The following is a 25,003-nucleotide window of genomic DNA, read 5'->3' as shown; positions in this document are numbered from 1 at the left end:
CTTTTGCCCTCTATTGTATTAAGGGAGTAAGATATGAAAAATAAGGTCAAAATACTTTCCATAATCCTTTCTTTATCCATGGTATTACCAAGTTCTAGCAATGTTTTTGCAGCAGATTCTAGTAATCAAAACCAGTCTAAAGACCTAGTAGAATTTAAAGAAACAGAGCAAAATTTAAATCCAGATAAAGATGAGGTAGATTTATTAGAAAAATCCATATTAAATGAAAAATTTAATAATGAATTTCAAAAGGATAATCCTATAAAAAGAGATCCCTATGAAATTTACACCAACTATACACCCATAGATAAAAAAGTAAAAACTAAACCCATGCCTAGAACCTATAGTAGGTTTCCAGCATTTTTTGTCCTAAATCAAAAGTATGACTTAAGAGATGAGGGTAAGGTAACAAGTGTCAAAGACCAAGGGCCAAATGGGTCATGCTGGGCCTTTGCAACTTATGGATCAGCAGAATCAGTTTTAATGCCTGATGAAAGAATGGATTTTTCTGAAAAACACATGAGAAACACCCATGGTTTTGACTGGGGTCCAAGTGAGGGTGGAACAAGAACTGTTTCTTCTGCTTATTTAGCTCGTAGATCAGGACCAGTTTTAGAGAAAGATGATCCATACGATATATTTGCAAGTAATTCACCAGAAAACTTACCAATAGTAAAAGAACTTACCCACGCTATATTTATTCCAGATAAGCGAGAAGCTACAGATAATGAACTTTTAAAGAAAATGATTATGGAAAATGGTGGAGTTTATTCAGCAGTAATGGGAGGAGACCAATATTTAAATAAGTCTACTATGGCCCACTATTATACAGGAAATCAAGCTCCAAACCATGCTATTACAATAGTTGGATGGGATGATAACTATAGTAGGAAAAACTTTAAAACAACACCACCTGGAGATGGTGCGTGGATTTGTAAAAACTCATGGGGAACTAACTGGGGTAACCAAGGTGGCTACTACTATGTTTCCTACTATGATAAAAATATAGGGACCCAAAACTCTCAATATATATTAAAAGATTTAAATGAAAATGAAAAAATATGGCAATATGACAAATTAGGAATGACTAGTCAAGTAGGCCTTGGAGAAGAATCCTACTATGCCAATGTATTTGGACCAGTAGAAGAAGATACATATCTAACAAATGTGGGTTTATGGACATCAGCTAATAATGCTGAATATGAAGTTTTTGTAAATACAAATATTGAAAATAATGCTGGTCTTATTGATAAAACTAGCATTAGAGAAGGGAAAATGGAATTTGCTGGATATGAAAAGGTAAAAGTAGAAGATACCTTCATACCAAAAGGTTCTAAGTTTGCAGTTATTGTTAGAATGAAAACACCTGGCTATAAGTATCCTATCCCAATAGAACGCCCTATTAAAGGATTTTCATCAAAAGTTACAGCTGATCCTGGCCAATCTTTTGTAAGTAAAGAAGGCGAAAAGTGGACCGACCTAACAGATCAAATTCCAAATGCCAATGTTTCACTAAAAGCTTTTACAATAGATGCTGAGCATATTGATAAAAATGATAGCCAAAGTCAAAAAGTTGAAAGTATAAGCTTTAAGCAAAAAGAAAAGCTTATGAAGATTGGGGAAGAAGCTAGCTTAGAGCTAGAAATAAAGCCATCTGATATATCAGCAAGTAACTTAAGATGGGAAAGCTCAGATAGAACAGTTGCCGAAGTAGATAAGACTGGAAAAATTAAAGCCATAGGTTATGGAGAATGTGTTATAACAGCTAAGGCAAAGAATTCTAACAAGGCTTTTGATACCATGAGGGTAAGAGTTGATGAATCTAATGCTGAATTTAAAGCTAATATCCATTCTGATAAGCAAAATTACCTACAAGGTGAGCAAGTAGGTATAAATATTGCCTTAAGAGATCAAGATAACAATCAAATAGTAAATAAAGATATAGTTTGCGAGTTAGTAACTAGCCATAACCAATCTTTCAAATACGATTTAAAAACCAATCTTACAGGAGAAGCTAACTTTAATGTAAGGCTTGATAATAATGCAGCTATAGGAAAATACAGGATAAACATCTACTACAAAGATAAGTTAATAGGCATAAATACCTTTAATGTAGAAAGTAAAGACTTTGTTCCAACTATAGAAAATCCATTATTTGTAACAAATACCCTGGATAAAGATAAGATTAGACCAAATAATTCGGTAAAGCTTATATCCCATGTGGAAGATAAATATGGTCAAATAAAAAGATATGCCAAAGTAGACCTAACCTTAACTACACCATCCAGTAAAGAAATAAAGAATAGCCTATATACAAACAAAGATGGAGATGCTATCTTCGATTTATCAAGTGATATTTTTACAGAAGAAGGTGATTATAACATTAAAGTTGATGCTAGTCTAAGTGGCTATGATAGTTCTAATGAGAATTTAAAATTAACAGTGGATAGAAATACCGCTGAAATGGCCAAACTAGATTTTGATATAGAACTTCCAAAAAAAGAAATCATGGCAGGTGAAGATAGTGCTGTAATGAACTTTACAGTAAGCCATGAAGGAAAAGCTATTGCCGATGCAAATGTAAGACTTAGCATAACTGATCCAAATCAAAAATCTTATGAACTAGATTTAAAAACTGATGCTAATGGTAAGGCAGTATTTTCTATGGACATAACAGATAAAAATGCAACTGGTATGTATAAAATAGATGCTACAGCCTATAAAGATGGTTATTACGATATAGAAAAATCTGATACATTCTTTGTAAAAAGAGCAGGTAAATACCTAAATATTTCCTTTGAATCAGCAAAAAAAGAATACAAACTCAATGAATCAGCTTATATAAAAGTTCAAGTAAAGGATGAAAACAACAACCCAAAAAGAAATGCATCCGTAGAACTTAGCATAATAGATCCTAACCAAAAAGAAACAAAAATGAGAAAAGTAGCTGACTATAACGGCTATGTATTTATCTACATGACACCAAAGGCCTATACCTCAGCAGGTGAATATAACATTAGCGCCTATGCAACAGCCTACAATTACCCATCAGTAAGGGCAAATTATAAGATAAGATTTGGCGATCAAAATCCAAACTATAAGGAACTAGCTGTAGAAGCTAAAAACAAAAAAGATAAATATTTTGTAGATGAAAAACCAGAAGCTTTCCTAACATCTATAGATGAATTTGGAAACTCTGTAAATAATGCAGAGGTAAATGTTTCAATCAAATCACCAGATAATAAGATAATTGTAGATAGAATCAAAACAGATGATAAGGGTAAGGCTAATTGGATTTACAATTTAAACCTAATACCAGGTAAATACGAACTAACCTTTAAGGCAGAAAAATCAAACTACAAGGCTACTAGCCAAACAATAAGCTTTTTAGCAGAAGAAAGACCAAAGCTTACAAAAATAGATACAAAATTATCTACAGATAAAAAAGTTTATGAAGATGCTACTAGAACAAAGGTAAATTTAGACCTAGTAGATGAAAATGGCAAAAAAGTAGCAGATGCTAATATAAAAGTCCTTGTAAGCACCAGAGAAGGCAAAAAAGAATTTACAGGTCAAACAGACAAAAATGGTCATATCTCTTTTGATATAGATTTAGCATCAGCTGGCAAATACACGATTAATGTGGATATAAGCAAGGATGGCTATGAAAAAACTTCAGTTAGAGAAGTGATTTTTGTAACTAATCATCCTATAGCAAGAACTAATGAAAACTATCTAGGAACAATAAAGGCAAGTGAAGTTGATAATTATCTTTCAAATAATAAACCATTTATCTTAGACGTAAGGCCAAAATCAGCCTTTGATAGGGCCCATATAGAAAATTCTTACAACCTTGATTACAATGACAGCGACTTTGAAGAATTTTTAAATAATATAAGCAAGGATTCTAGCTTATTTGTTGTAAGTAATAAGGTAAGTACAGATGAAATACTTAATTTACTAAAAGAAAAAGACTTTAAATCAGTTAGACTTATAGAAGAAGGCATGGAAGCTTATATTAAATTAGCTGATATAAACAATGACTCTTATAACAAGGACTTAGACCTTAAAATTAGCAGAGATAAGGAAACTTATAATCCAAAAAATGAAGTAACTTTTAAAGTAAAAAGTACAGATACCAATAATAATTATATTGCCAATGCAAAAGTAGCTTATAAGGTCTTAGACTTAGCCAATACTGAGTTAGATAGTGGTGAAATTAAAACAAATAATATTGGTCAAACAGAGCTAAATATAAAACTAGCCGATAATACCTATCCAGGTAAGTATAAAATCTTAGCTGAAGTAAGCAAGGATGGCTATAAAAGCTCTAAGGCTCTAACAATATTTAACATAGCTAGTAAAGAGAATACAGATAATTTTATTGATTATCCTACTGCTAATAAAAATCAATATTTTGACCACCTAGCAGGCGATAGTTTCGATGAAAAAGTCCTTAAAAACCTCTATGGAAAAAACTTATTAGCAAGCAGTGTAAAAGATTTTGAGGGTAATGATAAGATGCTTGGGGATAATTTTGACCTAGATAAGGTAAGCTTAGTTTTATTTATAGATGAAAAGGACGAAAACTTAGAAAAATTTGCAAAATTATCTAACCAATCCAATAACTTTGTAAGAATAAGTCCTAAGGCAGACTTAGCCTACCTAGAAGCTAATAATCTTAGAAGATTTATTGGTTACAGCAAGGTAGATGAAAATAATTCCTTAAAAGAATCTAGGTTAAAACTAGGCAAGGGAGCAAAAATCTTAGTTTTAGACCAAGATGGTAGAGTAATTAACCTAATAGCAGAAAAAGATTTTGATAATATAAAAGAAATCTTAGCTAAACAAAATATAAATATTGTAAATACTAGTGTAGATCCTAATAGCGAAATACTAGGACAAGCTAGGGCAAATATTGCTATAAGTTCACCAAGTTCTCGAATAAAACGCAGGGACATAGTAGAAGTAAATGTTGAAATGAGAGATGCAAGCAGTGGAGAGGCCCTAGCAAATAGAAATATAAAATATACCCTAATGGATCCTTTTGGCAGAAGTGTTGCCTACAATAGGCAAACAGATAGGTTGGGTAGACACATCTTTAAGATAGGAACCAATGACAAAACTAGCCTTGGTAAATATAAGTTAAAAGTAGAACTTCTAGATGCAGAATATAAAAATAGCTTTAAGTTTTTCGAATACGAAATTATAGATGCCAACGCTCAAGACTTACTGCAAATGAAAGCAGATATTGCCACTGATAAAACTAAGTATGACTTAGGAGATACTATAAACCTAGATATAGTAGCCAAAGACTTAAATAATTCATTATTAGATAAGGCTACAGCTGAAGTTATATTAGAAGATCCAAAAGGAGATCAACTATATAATAAGAGCCAAGTATCAGATAGCAAAGGTAACATAGCATTATCTTTCCCAACATCTGATAAAAATGTTTTAGGAACCTATAAACTTATAATAAAAATTAATAGAGAAGGCTTTAAGGAATATAAAAAGGAAGTGCAGGTTCAAGTTGGAGATAAAAATCCAATCCCAAACCCAGACCCTGATATAAAACCAAATCCAGATTCTGATGAGAAAGAAAATCCAGATGACAATAAGCCAGCACCTGTTAATCCAATAGATGTAGAAATTAAAGAACAAAATACTCCACTATCATTTGAAGGAGCCTATGCTCTAGGTTTCTTTGAAACAACAGATGATTTAACTATGATAAATCTAAAAGCTAGGTATGGTAAAAATTATGATAGTCTGGTTTTATATGACAATAATAGAAAACCTGCAAAAATTGGTGAAATAATTGACCATAAACGTCCAACTATATTTTTAATGGGTGACAGGGTGGATAGTAATTCTATGGCTATGTTTGAAAACTCTTCAAAACTAGATAATAAAGCCTTTAACCTAGTGAATGTAGTTACAAATGGTAGTGCAAACGACCTTGAAAGTATCAGCCAAGGAAAACTATATAAAGATTCTTTTTACAGAGGTAATTCCTTAAACGGCCAATTTAGGTCAAACAAAAATCAGGTAATAGTCTTCGATAAAAATGGAGCAGTTATAAATGTCTTCCCATACAAGTCAAACTACGAACTATTAAGAAGATTTAATATGTCAAATGGATACTATGCTGATAATGACAATTACAAATTATTAAGCCTAGATAATTTTACAAATAACTATCCAATTTCCTTTGCCCAAAGAAAAGATAGAGGAGACTATGAGGACTTATCTGAAGAAGAAATTAAGTTTAATGGCAAATACGCTAATGATTTCTCTAAGGCTAAACTTTTAAATTCTAGCAACAGCAGGGTTGGTCTTGATGAAGTTACTAAAAATGACATAAAAATCCTTCTTTTAGGAGATTACAGAAAAGATGCTACTATAAAAATGTGGGAGGATGCTCAATATATCAAAGAGGGTCCTTATGATTTAATAAATGTTTCCTACCTAGGTAGCCAAACAGCAATCAATGCAGAAAAAGAAAGGTTTAAAAGTCTTTGGAATGTAAAAGATGATATATATGTTTCAGCTAACTATAATATTCTATTTAATGTAAGCAAACCAACAATTGTAGCCTTAGATAAAAATCAAAGATTTATATTTAGCAAAGAGTACCAGTCTAACCAAGACATAAAATATGTCATTGATAGGACCTTAAATACAAGCGCAAGCAATGAAACAATTACAGATACCTATAAGGATATTGGAGACTATGATGTTTTAGATCCTATACCAGAAAATGAAGTTGACCCAAATAAAGTTTATCCAATGTCTTATGGACAAAGAAATGAGCGTGGCGACTTTAGAATCTTTGAACCAAACGAAAAAGATGTCAACAAAAAGTATTATGGTAAAGATATGAACCTTTATCTATTGAATGATATGAATGATGATACTCGCTATATTAAAGATTTCTTAGATAAAAAGATAAATGTTATGCTAGTAGGCTCTACTCAAGATAATAAATCAAGAATCATGTGGAAAAACTCAGCTTACTTAAACAGAGAGAATATAAATCTAGTTAAGATATCAAACTACAAGGGTCTAGATGATCTAAATTATATGTTTAAGGCCTATGATATGAATGATGTAGCTGATAATTATTACTATGGTGGGGCAAAATTTGACTTTGATAGGGAAGTTTCATCACCATATGTAGTAGTGACAGATGAAGATGGTAAACTACTATTTGTCAAAAAATATATGACAAATGAAGATGTAGAAACATTAGTTAATAGGGCCTTAAAAACTAAATACTCAGCAGAAGAGGGGGCGGATGATTTCCCACCTATAGCTAGTGAAAAAATATCTTTAGACAATAAAGACCACATACCACAGTATATAGAACCAGTAGACCAAGAGGCTTTATTAAATAGTTTTCCCCTAACCTTTAGCCAAAGAGAGGAAAGGGGAGACTACACTGGTCTTAGCCCAGAAGAGCAAGCACAAAATAAAAAATACTATGGTAGAGATATAAAAAATATCAATCTTTTAAGAAACGATAGCAGCTATAAAAGAGTTTCAGATATAGGAAATGGAAAGCTTACCCTCTATATGCTAGGAAATTACAAGGAAGAGAGTTCATTTGAGATGTGGAGAAATACTTTCACATATGTAAGTGAAGATTTTTCTATAAAACCACTCAATTATGCAGGCAGTCCTAGGTTATTAAATGAACAATTGGCAGTCCATAATTTAGAGGTAGACGAGATTTTCACAAATGGCTCAGTCCTTGCATACCTAAACAATAGAGAAAATAACACCATTATAGCTGTAGATAAAAACTCTAAGGTTATCTTTATAAAAGCTTACAGGGACAATAATGATTTAAAATACGTCCTAGATAGGTCAATTAAAACAGAATACACAAATGAAATAAAATCAAACGACCTACCAGCCATTTATGATGTAAGTTTAAACTAAGATAAAACAAAAACCTCCGTAAAGATCGGAGGTTTTTTCGTTTAAAATTGGCAACAATGGGGCAAAGCTATATACTTTTATTAATAGTGGTACAGTTAAATTAAGAAAAAGTATTTAAAAAGGAGTTTACAAATGGAAGATAGCAAAAAAACCGAAGTTGAAAAACGTGGTATTTTCAATGAATATGGTGATGTGGACCTTGCCAAAAGAAAAATCATCCAAGGTAATACCACAAATCTAAATGACTTTAATAATTTAAAATATACATGGACCAGTGATTGGTACCGCCAAGCTATGAATAACTTCTGGATACCAGAAGAGATAAATTTAAACCAAGATATCAAAGATTATAGAAATCTTGATGAGCATGAAAAATTTGCCTTTGATAGAATAATTTCATTTTTAACATATCTTGACTCAATCCAAACTGCAAATTTACCAAACTTACAAACCTACGTTACAGCAAATGAAATCAACCTTTGCCTATCAATCCAAACCTACCAAGAGTCCATTCACTCCCAATCATATTCATATATTCTAGATACAATTTGTTCACCAGAAGAGAGAACAAAAATTCTTTATATGTGGAAGGATGATGAACACCTACTACGTAGAAATGAATACATAGGGGAGCAATACAATGATTTCTTAGAAGAAGATGATGAATTTAACTTTATGAAAGCCCTAGTAGCAAATTATATCCTAGAAGGTATTTACTTCTACTCAGGATTTTCTTTCTTCTACAATCTAGGCCGTAACGGAAAAATGCCAGGGACAGTCCAAGAAATTAGATACATTAACCGTGATGAAAATACTCACTTATGGCTATTTAGGTCTCTTATAAATGACCTTAAAAAAGAAAGACCAGATTTATTTACAGAAGAGCATATTAAATACTACACAGCTATGCTAAAAGAAGGTGTGGAGCAAGAAATTGCTTGGGGAAAATATGCTATTGGTGATAATATTTCAGGACTTAATGGCAAGATGATAGAAGATTATATCAAATATTTAGGAAATCTTAGAGCCAAAGGTTTAGGATTTGGAAATCTTTACGAAGGATACAACGAAGTTCCAGATTCTATGAAATGGGTTGAAGAATACGCAGATCCAAACCAAGTGAAAACAGACTTTTTTGAAGCAAAAGTTTCCGCATACTCTAAATCTTCAATTATCGAAGACGATTTATAAAATTAGAACCCTTAAGGGTTCTTTTTTTTGTGTCTAAATTTCAATAATTTTTACTAATTGATAAAATTTTTTAAAAATAGTTGAACATTGTTCATTTGAGTGTAGAATATAAACTGTAACAACAAATGAACATCGTTCATTTATTGATGGAGGAGGTTTTTATGACCACTGAAAAATTAGGTGGAAAAAAAGCAGAGATTATGGAGGCTGCTCTTAAGGTTTTTAAGAAAAAGGGACCTGATAAGGCTTCTGTTCGTGAAATTATGGCAGAGTCTGGTTTTGGTCTTGGAACTTTTTATCTATATTACACTGATAAAAATGACTTAAAAGAGAAAATAGTCCTTGATAAAGCCATGGATATTATTATTAAGGCTGAGGAAAATTGTGGGGGCGATGATCCTGTTGAAAGATATATTTCTTTTGTGGATTACATAATTGATTATTTAATTGCTAATCCTTTTGAACTTGACCTTTTAAGTAACAATATTACCTGGGCTTTATACACAAAAATCGAGCATGATGAAAGGCTGAGCGAGGCTGATTCGACCTTACAATTTATTTTAAGTAGGTATGAAAATTTATTTTCTCAATCTTACAGTGAATCTCAACAGCTTTATATCCTTGCCATGACTTTTGATATTATGATGACTACTTGTAAAAGTGCCTTGATGAAGGACTCGACCCTATCTATTGATGAAATGAAACCAGTTTTATTTGCTGTTATTAGAAAAATTTTTAATGGAACAGGAGAAATTAAATGAAAAAAATATCAAGATTTATTTCATACCATCCAAAATTAGTATTACTTATTATGACCTTATTACTTATACCTTCTTGGATTGGCTATGAAAAAACTGGTGTAAACTATGACATTCTCTCCTACTTACCGGCTGACCTTGAGTCTACCCAAGGACAAGAAATTCTAGATAAAGATTTTAAAAATGCTGCTACTGGTATGCTGATTTTAAAAGGTGATGACCATGATGCGGATGAACTTAAAAAGAAAATTCTAGAAATTGATGGTGTAGAAGATGTTATTTCAAAATCTTCTATTGTGGGAGATACAGTACCGAATGAATTTTTACCTGATCAAATAAGAGATGCTTTTTATGCTAAAGATTCTACTCTTTTGATGGTTAAATTTAGTGAATCTTCATCTTCATTTAGAACTATGGAGGCTATTGATCAGATAAAAGCAATTGAGTCTAAGGAAAAATTCTTATCTGGTATTTCTTCTTTAGTAAAAGATACCAAGGATTTAATAGACCACGAAACACCAATATATGTGGCACTGGCAGTTATACTTGCCCTTATAGTTTTAAGTTTGGCCAATGAATCTACAATCATTCCATTCTTATTTATGCTAAATATTGGTTATGCAATTTTATATAACTTTGGTACAAATATTTTCCTAGGGGAAATTTCATATATTACCAAGGCTATTGCAGCAGTACTCCAACTAGCTGTTACAACAGACTATTCAATTTTCTTATATCACAGATATGTAGAGAAAAAACAAACAAATGAAGACAATCGTGAAGCAATGTCAAAGGCTATAACAAGTACAGTTGCATCCATATTTGCATCATCACTTACTACCTTTGCAGGATTTTTAGTTTTACTTTTAATGAGACTAGGTCTTGGTAAAGACATCGGTCTTGTAATGAGTAAGGGTGTGCTTTTAGGACTTATTTCAACAGTTGTTGTACTCCCTCCAATGCTTTTACTTACTGAAAAATGGGTTAATAAATATAACCACAGAGTATTATTACCTTCATTTGAAAAAACTGCAGATTTCACTCTAAAATACAGAAAAGCTTTATTTATTGTATTTTTAGCCCTATTTATACCAGCAGTTTACGGATCAAATAATACTGAACTTTACTATAACCTAGATAGGTCTTTGCCACAAGATCTTGATTCTATAGTTGCCTTAAACAAAATGAAAAAAGATTATGATATGGCATCTACCCACTTTATAGTAGTAAAAGATGATTTGAGCAAGCAATCTATAAATGGCATGGTTGATGAGTTAGAAGATGTAGATGGAGTAAATAATGTTTTAAGTGTCAATTCTGTAACAGGACTTACCCTACCATCTAGTGTTTTACCAGATAAGTTACAAGATAATTTTGTAAAAAATGGCTACCAAATGCTAATGCTAAATTCTAAGTACCAAACAGCATCACCTGAGGTTAATAAGCAAATTGAAGAAATTAATAAAATTGTAAAGGCCCACGACCCAGATGGATATCTAACAGGGGAGGCAGTTCTTACAGATGACCTTACAGAAATATCTGACCGCGATTTTAAAATGGTAAATATAGCATCCATTGCAGTTGTATTTGTAATCATTGCAATAGTATTTAAGTCATTTGCACTGCCAATTGTACTAATTGCAGCCATAGAGCTAGCAATATTTATAAATATGGGAATTCCATTTTATATGGGACAAACAATACCATTTATCACATCAATAATTATCGGTGTAGTTCAATTAGGATCTACTATCGATTACTCAATCTTGATGACAGATAGGTTCTTATACGAATATAAACAAACAAAAGATAAAGACGAGGCCTTGATGGTTGCTACAAAAGAAACTGCAAAATCAATTGTAACATCAGCCTTATCATTCTTTGCAGCAACAATAGGTGTAGGTTTTTATTCAAAAATGGAAATAGTATCTACTATTTGTATATTTTTGGCAAGAGGAGCGATAATTTCAATGCTAGTAATTATTATCTTCCTACCTGCAATAATTAGTGTGACATTCCCATTCATAAAGAAAACAACCAAAGGATTAAACTAGGAGGGAAATATGAATAAAAAATTTGTAAAAGTTCTTGCAGCAGTAACTGTAAGCTCAGTGCTTGCTACTAATGTATCATATGCAGCTACAGAACCTGTAAGAAAAAATGAAACAATATATGTTACTGAACAAGATGGTAAAATCACAGACGAAACTGCTTCAATCTGGCTAAATAGTGATGAAAATATAAAAGTAAAAGATAAATCAAACTTAAAAGATATTAAAAACCTTGAAACAGATGAGTCAGTTAAAGCAGATAATGGATATATCAATTGGGATTCAAAAGATAAGGATATCTACTACCAAGGGAAAACAGATAGTGAACTTCCAGTAGATGTAAAAGTAACATATTACCTAGATGGTAAAGAATTAAAAGCTAGTGAGCTAGAAGGCAAATCTGGCCACTTAAAAATAGTTGCAGAAGCTAGCAATAAAAAATCAGCAAATACATTAATTGATGGCAAAGAAAGCACTGTTTATTCTCCATATGCAGTAGTTACAGCTATGGTATTTGATGGAGATAAGGTCTCAGATATCACAACAAGCGATGGAAAAATTGTAAAAGACGGTAAAAATCAAATCGTAACTGGTCTATTAACACCAGGTCTTAAAGAAAACTTCTCTGATATCTTAGAAAAAGATAAGCTAGATAAATTTAAAGAAAAATTAGAAGTAGAAATGGATGTTACAGACTATAAACCAACCGAAGTTTATACTCTAATATCAAATGAATTTTTCCAAGAAGATGCAAATTTAGCTTCCCTAGACGATTTAAACGATGGAATTGATAAGCTAGAAGATAATATGACAAAGCTTGTAGATGCCTCAGATGAACTTGCTAATGGTAGCCGCCAAATCAACGATGGTATCAACCAATTAAGCGCTGGTACTGGTAAATTATCAGATGGATCAGCACAAATTCTAGCAAACTTTGAAAAATTATCAGCAGCCTTTGCTGATTTACCAAGCAAAGTTTCAGTAATGACAAACGCTGTAAATCAATTAAGTGATGGATCAAATAACTTAAACTCTGGCATCAATAAATATACAGCAGGAGTTAGAGAAGTAAATCAAAATATGCCAGCCTTAAATGAAGGGGCTAAAAATCTTCAAGCAGGAGCAACAGAACTTGACAATGGTCTAGCACAACTTAACCAAGCAACTAGTGAATTAAAAGAAAAAACTGCTATGAGCTCTCAAAAAGGAGATGAAAAAGCAAGCTCACTTACAGACTCTCTAGGACAATTAGAAAAAGGCCTAGATGACCTAGGCAAGGGTATTAGCCCACTTGCAGATAGTGTAACAGAATTAAATGCTGGTTTAGGAGAACTTTCAGACGCTTCAAAGACTATGAATGAAAGCATAGTAGGCATTAATCAAACAGCTTCTAATATAAATGTAGATGGAAGTTTAGAAAATATTTATGCCCAAGCAAATTCTATTGATGGCGTAATTGCAAATCTTGAAGCTAGTAACGAGGATGGCTCTTTAAGTGGACAAATCGAAAATCTTGCTGCTGTTAGAGATAATCTTTATGCAGAAGCCGAAAATTTAAAAGCAAGTGCTACAGTAGCTTCTGGAGTTAGAGCAGGTTTAACTGAACTTAGTCAAGCATCAGAAAGCCTAACAACAGGTATTAATAATGCAAGTGCTGGCTCAAAAGAAATTTCTACAAAACTAGCTGCTTCAAAAGATGAACTAGCAAATGCTTCCTCAAGCCTTGGGGCAGGAGTAGAAAAAATTAGCAAAGGATTCTCAGAATCAAACCTTGCAAAATTACAAGAATCAATTGTAAAATTAGATAATGCTACAAGTCAAATAAAAGCAGGATCTAGTAAATTAAAAGAAGGTACCATCCAAAACACAGCAGGTGTTGAAAAGTTATCAGGTGCTATTAATCAATTAGACCAAAACTCTCAAGGATTAGCTGGTGGATCACAAAAACTATCAAATGGTTTAAAAGAATTTAAAAACAAATCTGCGTCATTAAATCAATTAAGCAATATTAATCAAACAGCTATAAACCCATTAGCTGATGCCTTAAGACAATTAAATACAGGCTTAACTCAACTAGATGAATCAACAGGTAAATTAAAAGCAGGTAGTGATAAATACGAAGCAGGCTACCACGAATTTGCCCAAGGTCTAAAAGATTATAAAGCAGAGGGTATTGATGAGTTATCAAATAAAACAGCTGATGTAGAAAAAGTAAGTGACATACTAGATGAAATGTCAAAACTTGCCAAAGAAAATAATTCAATCTCTGGAAGCACAGATGACTTTGAAACAAGATCAAGAATAATCCAAAAAATTAAATAACAAGTAAAAAAATGGGCCTAAATTATAACAATTAAGGCCCGTTTACATTTTTATAATAAATTTTTTATAAAAATTCTTTAATATTTTTTATATTGGGTATCAAAATATATGTGTAAAACACATAAAAAATCTAACTGCTACTACAAAAATTTAAGATAAAAATATTGATAAAAAATTAATTAGCCCTATTTTTAGAGGAAATTTTGTGGTATAATTTAGTTAATGTTAATTAGGGGGTGAAAAATGGCAGATGATATTTTACTAAAAATCAAAGAGGCTGAACAGGCTGCATCTAATGAAGTCAGTGATGCAAAAGCAAAATCACAAGAACTTATTAGAAAAGCCAAAGACGATGCTGATAGTGAGTACAAGAGAATAATCTCTGATGCAAACCAAAAAGCAAAAAGTCTCATTGATGAAGCAAACCAAAAAGCCCAAAGCGAGAAAGAACCAATTTTGCAAAAGGCCCGAGAAGCTTCAAATAATATTTTAAAAGCAGATGAAAAAAATGTTAAAGCTATTATCGATACTTTGACAGAAAGGATTGTAAGAGATGGCAATAGTTAAAATGGATAAGTTTAACTTGCTAAGCTTTGACTCTGATAGAGACAATCTTCTTAACACTTTGCAAGGTTTTAACTACGTACATTTTAACGATTTGGTAAAACAACCAGATGATGATTACTTAACTGAAGTCCGTGAAACAAAAAGACTAGCTGAAATCGATGAAGCACTTACCAAGGTAAATTATGCAATTGATGTAATCAGAGATTACACCAAAGATTTACCAGATGAATTAAGTGATAATGTGAGTGATTTATCCTTAGAGGAAGTCAATAAACGTGGATCAAACTTCACTTTTGATTTAATTTATGAGAAATTAAGAGATTTAATTACCAAACGTGAGAAACTCGTACAAAGTAGAGATAACCTAAACCAAAAATATAATGACTTATCTCCATGGCAAGATATAAATGTCAATGTAGATAAACTTTATAAATCAGATAGATTTTTCTTAGAAACAGGAACGATTTCAAGTAAGTTCTATGAAGATTTGCAAAATGCTCTCGTAGAAAGAAATCTAGATGGTACCTTGGTTTATAAAATAAGTGAAAAAGATGGCAATTATTATGTAGTTGCTATATCTACTAACAAGGAAGCAGAAGAATTTTCTGAAATCTTAAGAGAATTTGGCTTTACCAGAGTAAAAATTGCTGCAGATAATGAAGTTAATACATACTTAACCGATTTAAGTGGCCAAAAAGATGAAATAAATGATCAGATACAGGCAGTAGATAAAGAAATAACTGACTTTAAAAAATACTTGCCAGACCTTTACATTTACCAATCTTACGTTACAAACTGCAGGAAAAAAGAAGCTTCAAGCGAAAACTTCCTAAAAACTCGTCAAATGAATATCGTAGAAGGCTATGTGCCAAGCGATAGAAGCGAAGAATTTAAGGCAGACTTAGATCAAATCTTAGGGGAGAAATACATCCTTGATGTAATCCCAGCAGATAAAGATGATCCAAATGTGCCTATTATTCTAAAAAATAACAAACTAATAGAACCTTACGAAAACGTTGTTGCAACCTATGCCCTACCAAAGTATAGCGAGCTAGACCCAACAGCAATTGTCGCACCTTTTTATACAATCTTTACAGGTTTTATGATAGGTGACTTAGGTTATGGACTTTTAGGCGTTATAGCAATACTTCTTGCTCTAAAACTAAAAGACTTCCCAAAAGAAACAGAACAAACCTTAAAGCTATTCCTTAGAATATCAATATCAGCTTGTGTATTTGGGTTTATATTCGGATCAGTATTCGGCGGTATTATAGATGTACCGTTTGGATGGATAGATACAACCCAAGATATAAACCAACTTATAACTTTAAGTATAGTTATAGGGGCAATAAGTTTATTCTTTGCCCTAGGAGTAAAAGGATTTATGGCTATTAGAGATGGCCACCCAGATGGTTTATTCTTTGATGTAATAAGCTGGTATATGGCAGTAGGTGGAGCGATTGCTCTAGCACTTACAGGCAGCCCAATCGCAAAATGGGTTATGATTGCAGGAATGGTAATCATCGTTTTATTTGCAGGACGCGCTATGAAATCATGGGGGGCTAGAATTGCTAGCGGTACCTATGAACTATATGGAATCACATCTTGGATTGGGGACTTTGTATCATTCTTAAGACTTATGGCCCTAGTTTTATCTGGTGGATTCGTAGCTTATTCTGTAAACTTAATTGTAGAAATGATGGCAGGCAGTGGTATAGGCGGACTTATTGGAGGAATTATAGTATTTATAGTGTTCCAACTATTTAACATGTTCCTTTCATACTTATCAGCTTATGTACACTCACTAAGGTTAATTTATGTAGAAATGTTTAACAAGTTCTACGAAGGTGGCGGAATTAAGTTCCGTGAGATGGTTGAAGACACAAATTTTGTAAATATCATTAGAAAAGGAGAAAAATAATGAGTGAATTTTTTATTGAAAACGGTGGAACAATTTTTGCAGTACTAGCAGCAGCGATTGCAACATTATTTGGTGGAATTGGATCAGCAAAAGGTGTAGGTATGGCAGGTGAGGCAACAGCAGCACTAACAGTAGATGAGCCAGATAAATTTGGTAAGGCACTTGTACTACAACTACTACCAGGTACACAAGGTCTTTACGGATTCGTAATTGGATTCTTTATTTACCAACAAATCATTGGTGGAGATGCAATCACATTTGAAAAAGGACTTTACCTACTAATGGCAGCTCTTCCAGTAGCAATCGTTGGTTATGCTTCAGCACAAAGACAAGCTAGAGTAGCTATTGCTGGTGTAAATATCCTTTCTAAAAACGAAGATGAATTCGTTAAAGGTGTTGTTTACTCAGTAATGGTTGAGTTATACGCAATCTTAGGCTTTGTAATCTCTCTACTACTAGTACTAAACGCTTAATATTAGGAAAAGATTATGAATAATCTTGAAGTAATATTAGAATCAATAATTAGTGAAGGAAAAACTGAAAGTCAAAATATATTAGATGATGCAAAAGCAAAAGCAGAAGAAATCTTAAATGCTAAAAGAAGCGAAGCAGATAAAGAGGCTGCTGAAATAATATCAAAAGCCCAAAAAGAAGCAGAAACCATCAAAAGAAACGAAGAAGTTTCAGCAAACCGTGAATCGCGTGATATAGAGATATCAGCAAAAAATAAGGTTATAGATGATATAGTAGAAGCTTTAATAACAAATCTAAAACAAATAGATGATAAAGACTACAAATCATTTGTAGAAAATACCTTAAGAAAATCTGGTATTTCAAAGGGAGAATTAATTTTATCTGATGCCCACAAGGATGCTTTAAAAAATGCAGATTTTGGTGGCTTAAAAGTAGCAGATGAAACAGTTGAAGATGGTTTTGTAGTAAAATCTGGCAAAATAGAATACGACAACAGATTTTCTTCAATAATAAAATACAACATTGATGATATAAGAAAACAAATTTCAGATGAAATATTTAACTAAGGAGGGTTTATGAATAGAGATAACTATATAGGTGGATCTATCTCAACTAGAATACGCGAAAATAACCTCCTTACTAGAAATGACCTAGAAAGATTAAATGACTATGATTCAGTAGGTGAAGTCCTAGGCGCTTTAAATGATTCTTCTTATAGAGAATCCATTCAAGAGCTAGGGCGACCAGAAGAATATGAAAAAATCTTAGATCAAGAGCTAAAAAATTCCTATGAACTTATAGAACAAACAGCAGGAGATGATAATATTCTCCAATACTTTAGAGAAAGATATAATTTTCATAACCTTAAAGTATTAGTAAGAGAAATTGTTCAAAATGAGTCTTATGCAAATTTATATAGCGATATAGGAAATATAGACCTAGCTTATATCAAAAGACACTTATCAACTGATAATATCGAAGTAGGCTTTTTAGAAGGCCTAGATATCGATGGATATAAGCCATTAAATAAATCAGTAAATAGCAATGACATTTACGTAGATTATGGTAAAACTGCCCTAGCAAAATTTAGGGATACTAACAATCCAAAAGATATAGATATTAGCCTTGATAAGTCATATTATGAAAAACTTTTAAAAGATGCTAAGGAAATAGACCTAGAAGAGCTTACAAAATATACAAAAGAAAGAATTGATTTAATCAATATTAAAACTCTTTTACGTATCAAAGCTCAAGGCAGCCAAGCAAGTGATTTAAAAGATGCCCTAATCGATGGCGGTTTTATAGAGCCAGAAAGATTAGTAGAACTTGCACCAGCAGATGTAAACCATATTGTGGTAAAATTATCAAATGAAAATATCAATAAATATCTGGTAAGGTCTTTAGATGAGGATAAAACATTAGACCAAAACTTACTAGACCTTGAAAAAGCAATTGATGATCACCAAATGGATTACTCAAGACTTGCGAAATCTATGACCTATGGCCCTGAAGTTTTAATGAATTATATCATTTCTAAAGAAGCAGAGATAAAAAACTTAAGGATCATTCTAGTATCAAAACTAAATTCATTACCAAAAGAATTTACATTAGAAAGGTTGCGTGAGACTTATGCATAGAGTAGCAGTAATCGGGGATAAGGATTCTGTCCTTGCCTTTAAGGCACTCGGTGTAGAAGTATATACAGTTATAGATGGCAAAGAAGCAGCAGATACTATAAATAATTTAGCCAAAGAAGATGTTGGCGTAATATTTATAACAGAAAAATTTGCTAAAGAAATCCCATCTACAATTGATAAATATAGAGATCAAATGACTCCAGCTATCATTTTAATCCCTGGAAATAAGGGATCAATGGGCATAGGTCTTGCTGATATAAACAAATCAGTAGAAAAGGCTGTTGGAGCCAATATTCTAAATTAAAGGAGCTTAATTTGAAAGAAGGTAAAATTACTAAAGTATCAGGACCATTGATAGAAGCTAGCGGATTATCTGATGCGAATATCTATGACGTGGTTGAGGTATCAAAAGATAAGCTCATCGGCGAAATAATTGAGATGAGAGGAGATGTTGCAAGTATTCAGGTTTATGAAGAAACAACAGGTATAGGACCTGGAGACCCAGTAGTATCTACAGGCCGTCCTCTATCAGTTGAACTTGGACCTGGAATGCTTCGTCACATGTACGATGGTATCCAAAGACCTCTAGAAAAACTTGAAGACCTTGCAGGGTCATTCCTAGAAAGAGGAGTTACAGCACCAGCTTTAAATCGTGAAACAAAATGGGAATTTGTCCCAACAAAAAATGCAGGCGATCAAGTAGTAGCAGGTGATGTTATTGGTACAGTAGAAGAAACAAATGTACTTACACATAAAATCATGGTTCCTTATGGAATCGAAGGAAAATTAAAAGATATAAAAGCTGGAGAATTTACTGTAGACCAAACAGTTGCAGTAATTGAGACAGAAGATGGCGATAAAGAAATCAATATGATTCAAAAATGGCCAGTAAGACAAGCTCGTCCATCAAGAAGAAAACTTGATCCTAACGAACCACTTATTACAGGTCAAAGGGTTATAGATACATTCTTCCCAGTTGCGAAAGGTGGTACATCTGCAATCCCAGGACCATTTGGATCTGGTAAAACAGTAGTACAACACCAAATTGCAAAATTTGCTGATGCAGACATGGTAGTTTATGTAGGTTGTGGAGAACGTGGTAACGAAATGACTGACGTACTTAACGAATTCCCAGAACTAATAGACCCTAGAACAGGCGAATCAATAATGGAGAGAACTATCCTTATTGCAAATACATCAAACATGCCAGTAGCAGCTCGTGAGGCAAGTATTTATACAGGTATTACCCTTGGAGAATATTTCCGTGACATGGGTTATAACGTAGCTATGATGGCTGACTCAACAAGCCGCTGGGCAGAGGCTCTTCGTGAAATGTCTGGTCGTTTGGAAGAAATGCCAGGGGATGAAGGTTTCCCAGCTTATCTTGCATCTAGAATCGCAGACTTCTATGAAAGAAGTGGTAAAGTTGAAGTTTTAGGAAATAGAGATGAAGAAGGATCATTAACAGTTATAGGAGCTGTAAGCCCTCCAGGTGGGGACCTTTCAGAACCAGTTACCCAAGCTACTTTACGTATAGTAAAAGTATTCTGGGGACTTGATTATGACCTATCTTACCAACGTCACTTCCCAGCTATTAACTGGTTATCTTCTTATTCTTTATACCAAGATAAGATGGATCAATACATCGACCAAAACATAAATGAAAGCTTCTCAACTATGAGAAAACGTGCTATGAGTTTATTACAACAAGAATCTTCATTACAAGAAGTTGTAAGACTAGTAGGTCGTGATGCATTAAGTGATGATGATAAATTAAAACTAAATGTTACAAAATCAATCAGAGAAGATTACTTACAACAAAACGCATTCCATGATGTAGATACATTCTGTTCACTTAGAAAGCAAAACATCATGCTTGATTTAATTCTTTATAACTATGATAGATCTCTAGAAGCATTATCAAATGGTGTAGAGATTGAAAAACTAGAAAATCTACCTGTTCATGAAAGAATTACAAGAGCAAAATTTGTAAGCGAAGATGACATAGAAAAACTAACAGACATCAAAGCACAAGTTGACAATGAAATTAGTCAATTATCAAGGGAGGCATAATGTTAAAAGAATATAAAACAGTAACCGAAGTTGTTGGGCCTCTAATGCTTGTTGAAGGTGTTGAAGGTGTTAGCTTCGATGAACTTGTAGACATAGAAATGCAAACTGGCGAACGCCGCCGTGGTCGTGTTATAGAAATAGAAGAAGGCCGTGCTATGGTCCAACTTTTCGAAGGATCAACAGGTATCAACCTTGAATCTACTTCTGTAAGATTTTTAGGACGTCCACTAGAACTTGGCGTTTCAGAAGATATGGTTGGCCGTGCCTTTAATGGACTTGGTGAACCAATCGATGATGGTCCAGCTATAATTCCAGAAGAAAAACGTGATGTAAACGGTACAGCTATAAACCCTGTAAGCCGTGACTACCCATCAGAATTTATCCAAACAGGTATTTCTACTATTGACGGACTAAATACCCTTGTACGTGGACAAAAGCTTCCTATTTTCTCAGGAAACGGTCTGCCACACAACCAAGTAGCAGCACAAATTGCCCGTCAAGCAAGAGTACTAAACGATGATGAGGGTTTTGCGGTAGTATTTGCAGCTATCGGTATTACTTTTGAAGAAGCACAATTTTTCTTAGATGACTTTAGAAAAACTGGAGCACTTGACCGTTCAGTATTATTTATGAACCTTGCAGATGACCCAGCTATCGAACGTCTATCTACACCAAAAATGGCTTTAACTTGTGCAGAATACCTAGCATATGAAAAAGATATGCAAGTACTAGTAATCATGACAGATATGACCAACTACGCAGAAGCCTTACGTGAAGTATCAGCTGCTCGTAAAGAGGTACCAGGACGTCGTGGTTACCCAGGATATCTATATACAGACCTTTCTACAATCTATGAAAGAGCTGGAAAACTTCGTGGCAAACCAGGAACTATTACACAAATTCCTATTTTATCAATGCCAGAAGATGATATCACTCACCCAATCCCAGACCTTACAGGCTACATCACAGAAGGACAAATAATCCTTAACCGTGAATTATATAACCAAGGTGTAGAGCCACCAGTTTCTATCCTTCCATCTTTATCACGTCTAAAAGATAAGGGTATAGGTAAAGGTAAAACTCGTGAAGACCATGCTGGCACTATGAACCAAATTTATGCAGCATACGCATCAGGGGTTGATGCTCGTGAGCTACAAAAAATCTTAGGTGACTCAGCACTTTCAGAGGCAGACCTTGCATTTGCTGAATTTGCTAAACAATTTGAAGAAAGATATATTAACCAAGGATATTACACAAATAGAACCATCGAAGAAACTCTAAATCTTGGTTGGGAATTATTAAAACTAATTCCAAGATCAGAACTTAAGAGAATTGATGATGCCCTAATTGAAAAATATATGGATTAGGTGATAAAAATGGCAAGACTAAAAGTAACGCCAACTAGGATGAATCTTAACACCTTAAAAGAAAGGCTTGGCACAAGTAAACGTGGTTATAAATTATTAAAAGACAAACAAGATGAACTTATGCGTCAATTTATGATTTTAATCCGCGAAAATAAAACTTTAAGAGAAGAAGTAGAAAAAGAACTTTCTGATTCTTTTTCTGACTTCCTTATCGCAAGTGCCTTTATGAGCCCAGAATCAATGGAGGCAGCAGTTAGCTTTCCTACACAAAAAGTTGGTGTTGATATAGGTGTTAAAAATGTCATGAGTGTTAGAATTCCTGAAATGGAGTTTCAGGTAGAACAAAATAAGGATGCAAGTATGTATTCATATGGTTATGCTGAAACATCAGCAGGCCTAGATCAAGCAATTGCAGGACTAAATGAAGTTACAGAAAAACTTTTAAAACTTGCAGAGCTAGAAAAAACTACCCAGCTTATGGCAGATGAAATTGAATCTACACGTAGACGTGTAAATGCTCTAGAATACCGTACTATCCCAGACTTGGAAGAAACTATTAAGTATATTAGAGCAAAACTAGAAGAAAATGAAAGGGCAACTATCGCAAGACTGATGAAAGTAAAAGATATTATCTCAGATCCTGATGTAACAGATACTTTAGATGAACCAGGATTTAGAGAAAATCAAGATGGATTAAGTCCAACAGGCGATAGCAGACCTACTTTATCTAAGGAGTAATAAGTCTCTATATTAGTATATAAATGTAATTACGATAGCTTTTTAAATGTCAAAATCTATCGTAGTTGCTATACATAAGGGAAAGATTACCCTTAATGTAGAAAAGTAGAATAAATGGAAGAAGAGGACCGTAGGTCTTCTTTTTTTGTGCCTAATTATAATGTTTTAAAAGCTACAAAATTTTTAGAATACTTTTATATATAAAAAAATTAAGTATAATGTAAGACATACGTCAAAATATTTGAGTTTAATTATATAAAATACGTTTTTATAAATATTTAAAACTCATAGAGAGGTTTTTTATGGATACTAAAAAATTAAAACCAGCCCTTGGGGTCGCATTGTTGTCTTTAGGGCTAGCTATATATATTGCAATGACAGGAGAAGCTACTGAGGCTAGTGTTTGGTCACTTTTTCCACCTTTAGTAGCTATTTTTGTGGCATTATTTACTAAAGAAGTATTTTCATCTTTATTTTTAGGGATTGTTACAGGTGCTATTTTAGCATCAGGAGGCTCATTTGGAGTTTTTCTAAATAATTTAGTAGAAGAAGGATTTATTGCTTCTATTTCAGGAAGTTCAGGAATTTTTATATTTTTAGTAGTTCTTGGAATAATGGTTGTACTTATAAATTATTCAGGAGGATCCAAAGCATTTGGAAATTGGGCGAATTCCAAAATAAAGACTAGAAAAGGCTCACAGCTTGCTACATTTTGTATGTGTATAATGTTATTTATTGACGATTATTTTAATTGTTTAACAAGTGGCTCTGTTATGAAACCTATAACTGATTCTCATAAGGTATCAAGAGCAAAGCTTGCCTACATAATAGACGCAACTGCTGCACCTGTTTGCATGATAGCTCCTATTTCTTCATGGGCGGCTGCTGTTTCAGGATATGCCGAAAGTAGTCATATGTCAGGAATAGAATTGTTTATAAGAGCCATTCCTTTTAACTTTTATTCACTTTTGACCTTGGTTTTTGTAATAAATATTATAGCCTTTGATAATGATTTTGGGCCAATGAAAAAATATGAACAAAGGGCTATAGAGGAAGGATATCTAGGTATTAGCAAAGATTCTACAACTATTGTTTCAGATCAAAATGCAAATGGGTCTGTAATTGACTTAGTTTTTCCTGTTTTAATTTTGATTATATCTTGTGTTACAAGCTTAATTAATGTAGGTGGATTTTTCGATTTAGAAAGTCCTTTTTATCACGATTTTGTAAATGCTTTTGCCAACACAGATTCATCAATAGCTCTAGCTATGGGATCTATTATTGCGCTAATAATCACTATAATATTTTTTGTAGTGAAAAAATCCATAACTTTTGAAAAATCAATGGATGCTATTTCTGAAGGTTTTTCTTCTATGGTAGCAGCTATTTTGATTTTGACAATGGCTACAAGTTTAAAGAATATATCAAACGATTTATTGGGTTCAACTCAATATGTAGGTGGACTTATGGAAAATGTAGCAGGAAGTTTAAATTCATTTTTACCAGTTGTAATTTTTATAGTTGCAATATTTCTTGCCTTTGCTACTGGAACAAGCTGGGGAACTTTTGGAATTTTGATACCAATTGTAATATCTATGTTTGAGCCGACAGATCCATTATTTTTTATAGGAATATCAGCTACTCTTTCGGGAGCAGTTTGTGGAGACCACTTATCTCCAATATCCGATACAACTATAATGTCATCCACAGGAGCAGGTTGTATTCATATAGACCATGTTAAAACTCAGTTACCATATGGTATTAGTGTTGCGGCTATATCTGCAGTAGCATATATCATAGCAGGATTTACTCATTCCGCTCTTATATCTTTATCTTTTGGTGTGATAGTAATTTTTGTGTTAATGTACGTACTAAAATTAAAAAATAAAAAAGAGTTCAGCTTATAATGGGAGTTGAACTCTTTTTATAATAAAAATGTTTTGACAATGGGTAAAAT

The 25,003-nt window shown here is 33.0% G+C and carries 15 protein-coding genes; all 15 read left to right on the top strand.

Annotated elements, in window-relative coordinates:
- Nucleotides 1–33: 33 nt before the first annotated feature.
- The 15 genes from ACCQ40_RS01770 to ACCQ40_RS01700 all read left to right on the top strand — a co-directional run bounded on the left by ACCQ40_RS01770 (nucleotide 34) and on the right by ACCQ40_RS01700 (nucleotide 24,953).
- On the top strand, nucleotides 34–7,947 hold the full coding sequence (locus ACCQ40_RS01770; protein ID WP_410032358.1) for an MG2 domain-containing protein: 7,914 nt from the start codon (nucleotides 34–36) through the stop codon (nucleotides 7,945–7,947).
- 132 nt (nucleotides 7,948–8,079) lie between these two features.
- On the top strand, nucleotides 8,080–9,138 hold the full coding sequence (locus ACCQ40_RS01765) for a ribonucleotide-diphosphate reductase subunit beta (protein WP_410032356.1): 1,059 nt from the start codon (nucleotides 8,080–8,082) through the stop codon (nucleotides 9,136–9,138).
- Between the two features lie 161 nt (nucleotides 9,139–9,299).
- The gene (locus ACCQ40_RS01760) at nucleotides 9,300–9,899 is read left to right on the top strand and encodes a TetR/AcrR family transcriptional regulator (protein ID WP_394019531.1); all 600 of its coding nucleotides are present in this window, start codon (nucleotides 9,300–9,302) and stop codon (nucleotides 9,897–9,899) included.
- Nucleotides 9,896–11,950 (top strand): efflux RND transporter permease subunit, encoded by a 2,055-nt coding sequence (locus tag ACCQ40_RS01755; protein ID WP_410032355.1) that lies wholly within the window; start codon nucleotides 9,896–9,898, stop codon nucleotides 11,948–11,950. The genes ACCQ40_RS01760 and ACCQ40_RS01755 overlap by 4 nt, the downstream gene beginning before the upstream one ends.
- A 9-nt stretch (nucleotides 11,951–11,959) precedes the next feature.
- Complete coding sequence (locus tag ACCQ40_RS01750; protein WP_410032354.1) at nucleotides 11,960–14,269, top strand: methyl-accepting chemotaxis protein; 2,310 nt, start codon at nucleotides 11,960–11,962, stop codon at nucleotides 14,267–14,269.
- Between the two features lie 243 nt (nucleotides 14,270–14,512).
- Complete coding sequence (locus tag ACCQ40_RS01745) at nucleotides 14,513–14,836, top strand: ATPase V (RefSeq protein WP_394019537.1); 324 nt, start codon at nucleotides 14,513–14,515, stop codon at nucleotides 14,834–14,836.
- The gene (locus ACCQ40_RS01740) at nucleotides 14,823–16,757 is read left to right on the top strand and encodes a V-type ATP synthase subunit I (RefSeq protein WP_394271223.1); all 1,935 of its coding nucleotides are present in this window, start codon (nucleotides 14,823–14,825) and stop codon (nucleotides 16,755–16,757) included. Before ACCQ40_RS01745 ends, ACCQ40_RS01740 begins: the two co-directional genes overlap by 14 nt.
- A complete protein-coding gene (locus tag ACCQ40_RS01735; RefSeq protein WP_410032353.1) occupies nucleotides 16,757–17,230 on the top strand; it encodes a V-type ATP synthase subunit K in 474 nt (157 codons plus the stop codon). Before ACCQ40_RS01740 ends, ACCQ40_RS01735 begins: the two co-directional genes overlap by 1 nt.
- 15 nt (nucleotides 17,231–17,245) lie before the next feature.
- Nucleotides 17,246–17,797, top strand: a complete 552-nt coding sequence (locus ACCQ40_RS01730) for a V-type ATP synthase subunit E (protein WP_410032352.1) — start codon at nucleotides 17,246–17,248, stop codon at nucleotides 17,795–17,797.
- A 9-nt stretch (nucleotides 17,798–17,806) separates the two neighbouring features.
- On the top strand, nucleotides 17,807–18,868 hold the full coding sequence (locus ACCQ40_RS01725; RefSeq protein ID WP_410032351.1) for a V-type ATPase subunit: 1,062 nt from the start codon (nucleotides 17,807–17,809) through the stop codon (nucleotides 18,866–18,868).
- Nucleotides 18,861–19,172, top strand: a complete 312-nt coding sequence (locus ACCQ40_RS01720) for a V-type ATP synthase subunit F (RefSeq protein WP_410032349.1) — start codon at nucleotides 18,861–18,863, stop codon at nucleotides 19,170–19,172. Before ACCQ40_RS01725 ends, ACCQ40_RS01720 begins: the two co-directional genes overlap by 8 nt.
- An 11-nt stretch (nucleotides 19,173–19,183) precedes the next feature.
- On the top strand, nucleotides 19,184–20,941 hold the full coding sequence (locus ACCQ40_RS01715) for a V-type ATP synthase subunit A (protein ID WP_394019548.1): 1,758 nt from the start codon (nucleotides 19,184–19,186) through the stop codon (nucleotides 20,939–20,941).
- On the top strand, nucleotides 20,941–22,308 hold the full coding sequence (locus ACCQ40_RS01710) for a V-type ATP synthase subunit B (RefSeq protein ID WP_410032348.1): 1,368 nt from the start codon (nucleotides 20,941–20,943) through the stop codon (nucleotides 22,306–22,308). The genes ACCQ40_RS01715 and ACCQ40_RS01710 overlap by 1 nt, the downstream gene beginning before the upstream one ends.
- Nucleotides 22,309–22,317: 9 nt before the next feature.
- A complete protein-coding gene (locus ACCQ40_RS01705) occupies nucleotides 22,318–23,046 on the top strand; it encodes a V-type ATP synthase subunit D (RefSeq protein ID WP_394019552.1) in 729 nt (242 codons plus the stop codon).
- 302 nt (nucleotides 23,047–23,348) lie between these two features.
- The gene (locus ACCQ40_RS01700; RefSeq protein ID WP_410032347.1) at nucleotides 23,349–24,953 is read left to right on the top strand and encodes a Na+/H+ antiporter NhaC family protein; all 1,605 of its coding nucleotides are present in this window, start codon (nucleotides 23,349–23,351) and stop codon (nucleotides 24,951–24,953) included.
- Nucleotides 24,954–25,003 lie beyond the last annotated feature (50 nt).

It is taken from the genome of Anaerococcus cruorum, assembly GCF_046365495.1.
GTDB lineage: Bacteria > Bacillota > Clostridia > Tissierellales > Peptoniphilaceae > Anaerococcus > Anaerococcus cruorum.
The sequence above is the reverse complement of the archived record's forward strand: the minus strand, read 5'-3'. Positions and strand labels throughout refer to the sequence as shown.

Coding starts and splice junctions, on each gene's coding strand:
- ACCQ40_RS01735 (WP_410032353.1), top strand. CDS start 16,757: ATGAGTGAATTTTTTATTGAAAACGGTGGAACAATTTTTGCAGTACTA.
- ACCQ40_RS01750 (WP_410032354.1), top strand. CDS start 11,960: ATGAATAAAAAATTTGTAAAAGTTCTTGCAGCAGTAACTGTAAGCTCA.
- ACCQ40_RS01770 (WP_410032358.1), top strand. CDS start 34: ATGAAAAATAAGGTCAAAATACTTTCCATAATCCTTTCTTTATCCATG.
- ACCQ40_RS01755 (WP_410032355.1), top strand. CDS start 9,896: ATGAAAAAAATATCAAGATTTATTTCATACCATCCAAAATTAGTATTA.
- ACCQ40_RS01745 (WP_394019537.1), top strand. CDS start 14,513: ATGGCAGATGATATTTTACTAAAAATCAAAGAGGCTGAACAGGCTGCA.
- ACCQ40_RS01765 (WP_410032356.1), top strand. CDS start 8,080: ATGGAAGATAGCAAAAAAACCGAAGTTGAAAAACGTGGTATTTTCAAT.
- ACCQ40_RS01705 (WP_394019552.1), top strand. CDS start 22,318: ATGGCAAGACTAAAAGTAACGCCAACTAGGATGAATCTTAACACCTTA.
- ACCQ40_RS01710 (WP_410032348.1), top strand. CDS start 20,941: ATGTTAAAAGAATATAAAACAGTAACCGAAGTTGTTGGGCCTCTAATG.
- ACCQ40_RS01725 (WP_410032351.1), top strand. CDS start 17,807: ATGAATAGAGATAACTATATAGGTGGATCTATCTCAACTAGAATACGC.
- ACCQ40_RS01730 (WP_410032352.1), top strand. CDS start 17,246: ATGAATAATCTTGAAGTAATATTAGAATCAATAATTAGTGAAGGAAAA.
- ACCQ40_RS01720 (WP_410032349.1), top strand. CDS start 18,861: ATGCATAGAGTAGCAGTAATCGGGGATAAGGATTCTGTCCTTGCCTTT.
- ACCQ40_RS01700 (WP_410032347.1), top strand. CDS start 23,349: ATGGATACTAAAAAATTAAAACCAGCCCTTGGGGTCGCATTGTTGTCT.
- ACCQ40_RS01760 (WP_394019531.1), top strand. CDS start 9,300: ATGACCACTGAAAAATTAGGTGGAAAAAAAGCAGAGATTATGGAGGCT.
- ACCQ40_RS01740 (WP_394271223.1), top strand. CDS start 14,823: ATGGCAATAGTTAAAATGGATAAGTTTAACTTGCTAAGCTTTGACTCT.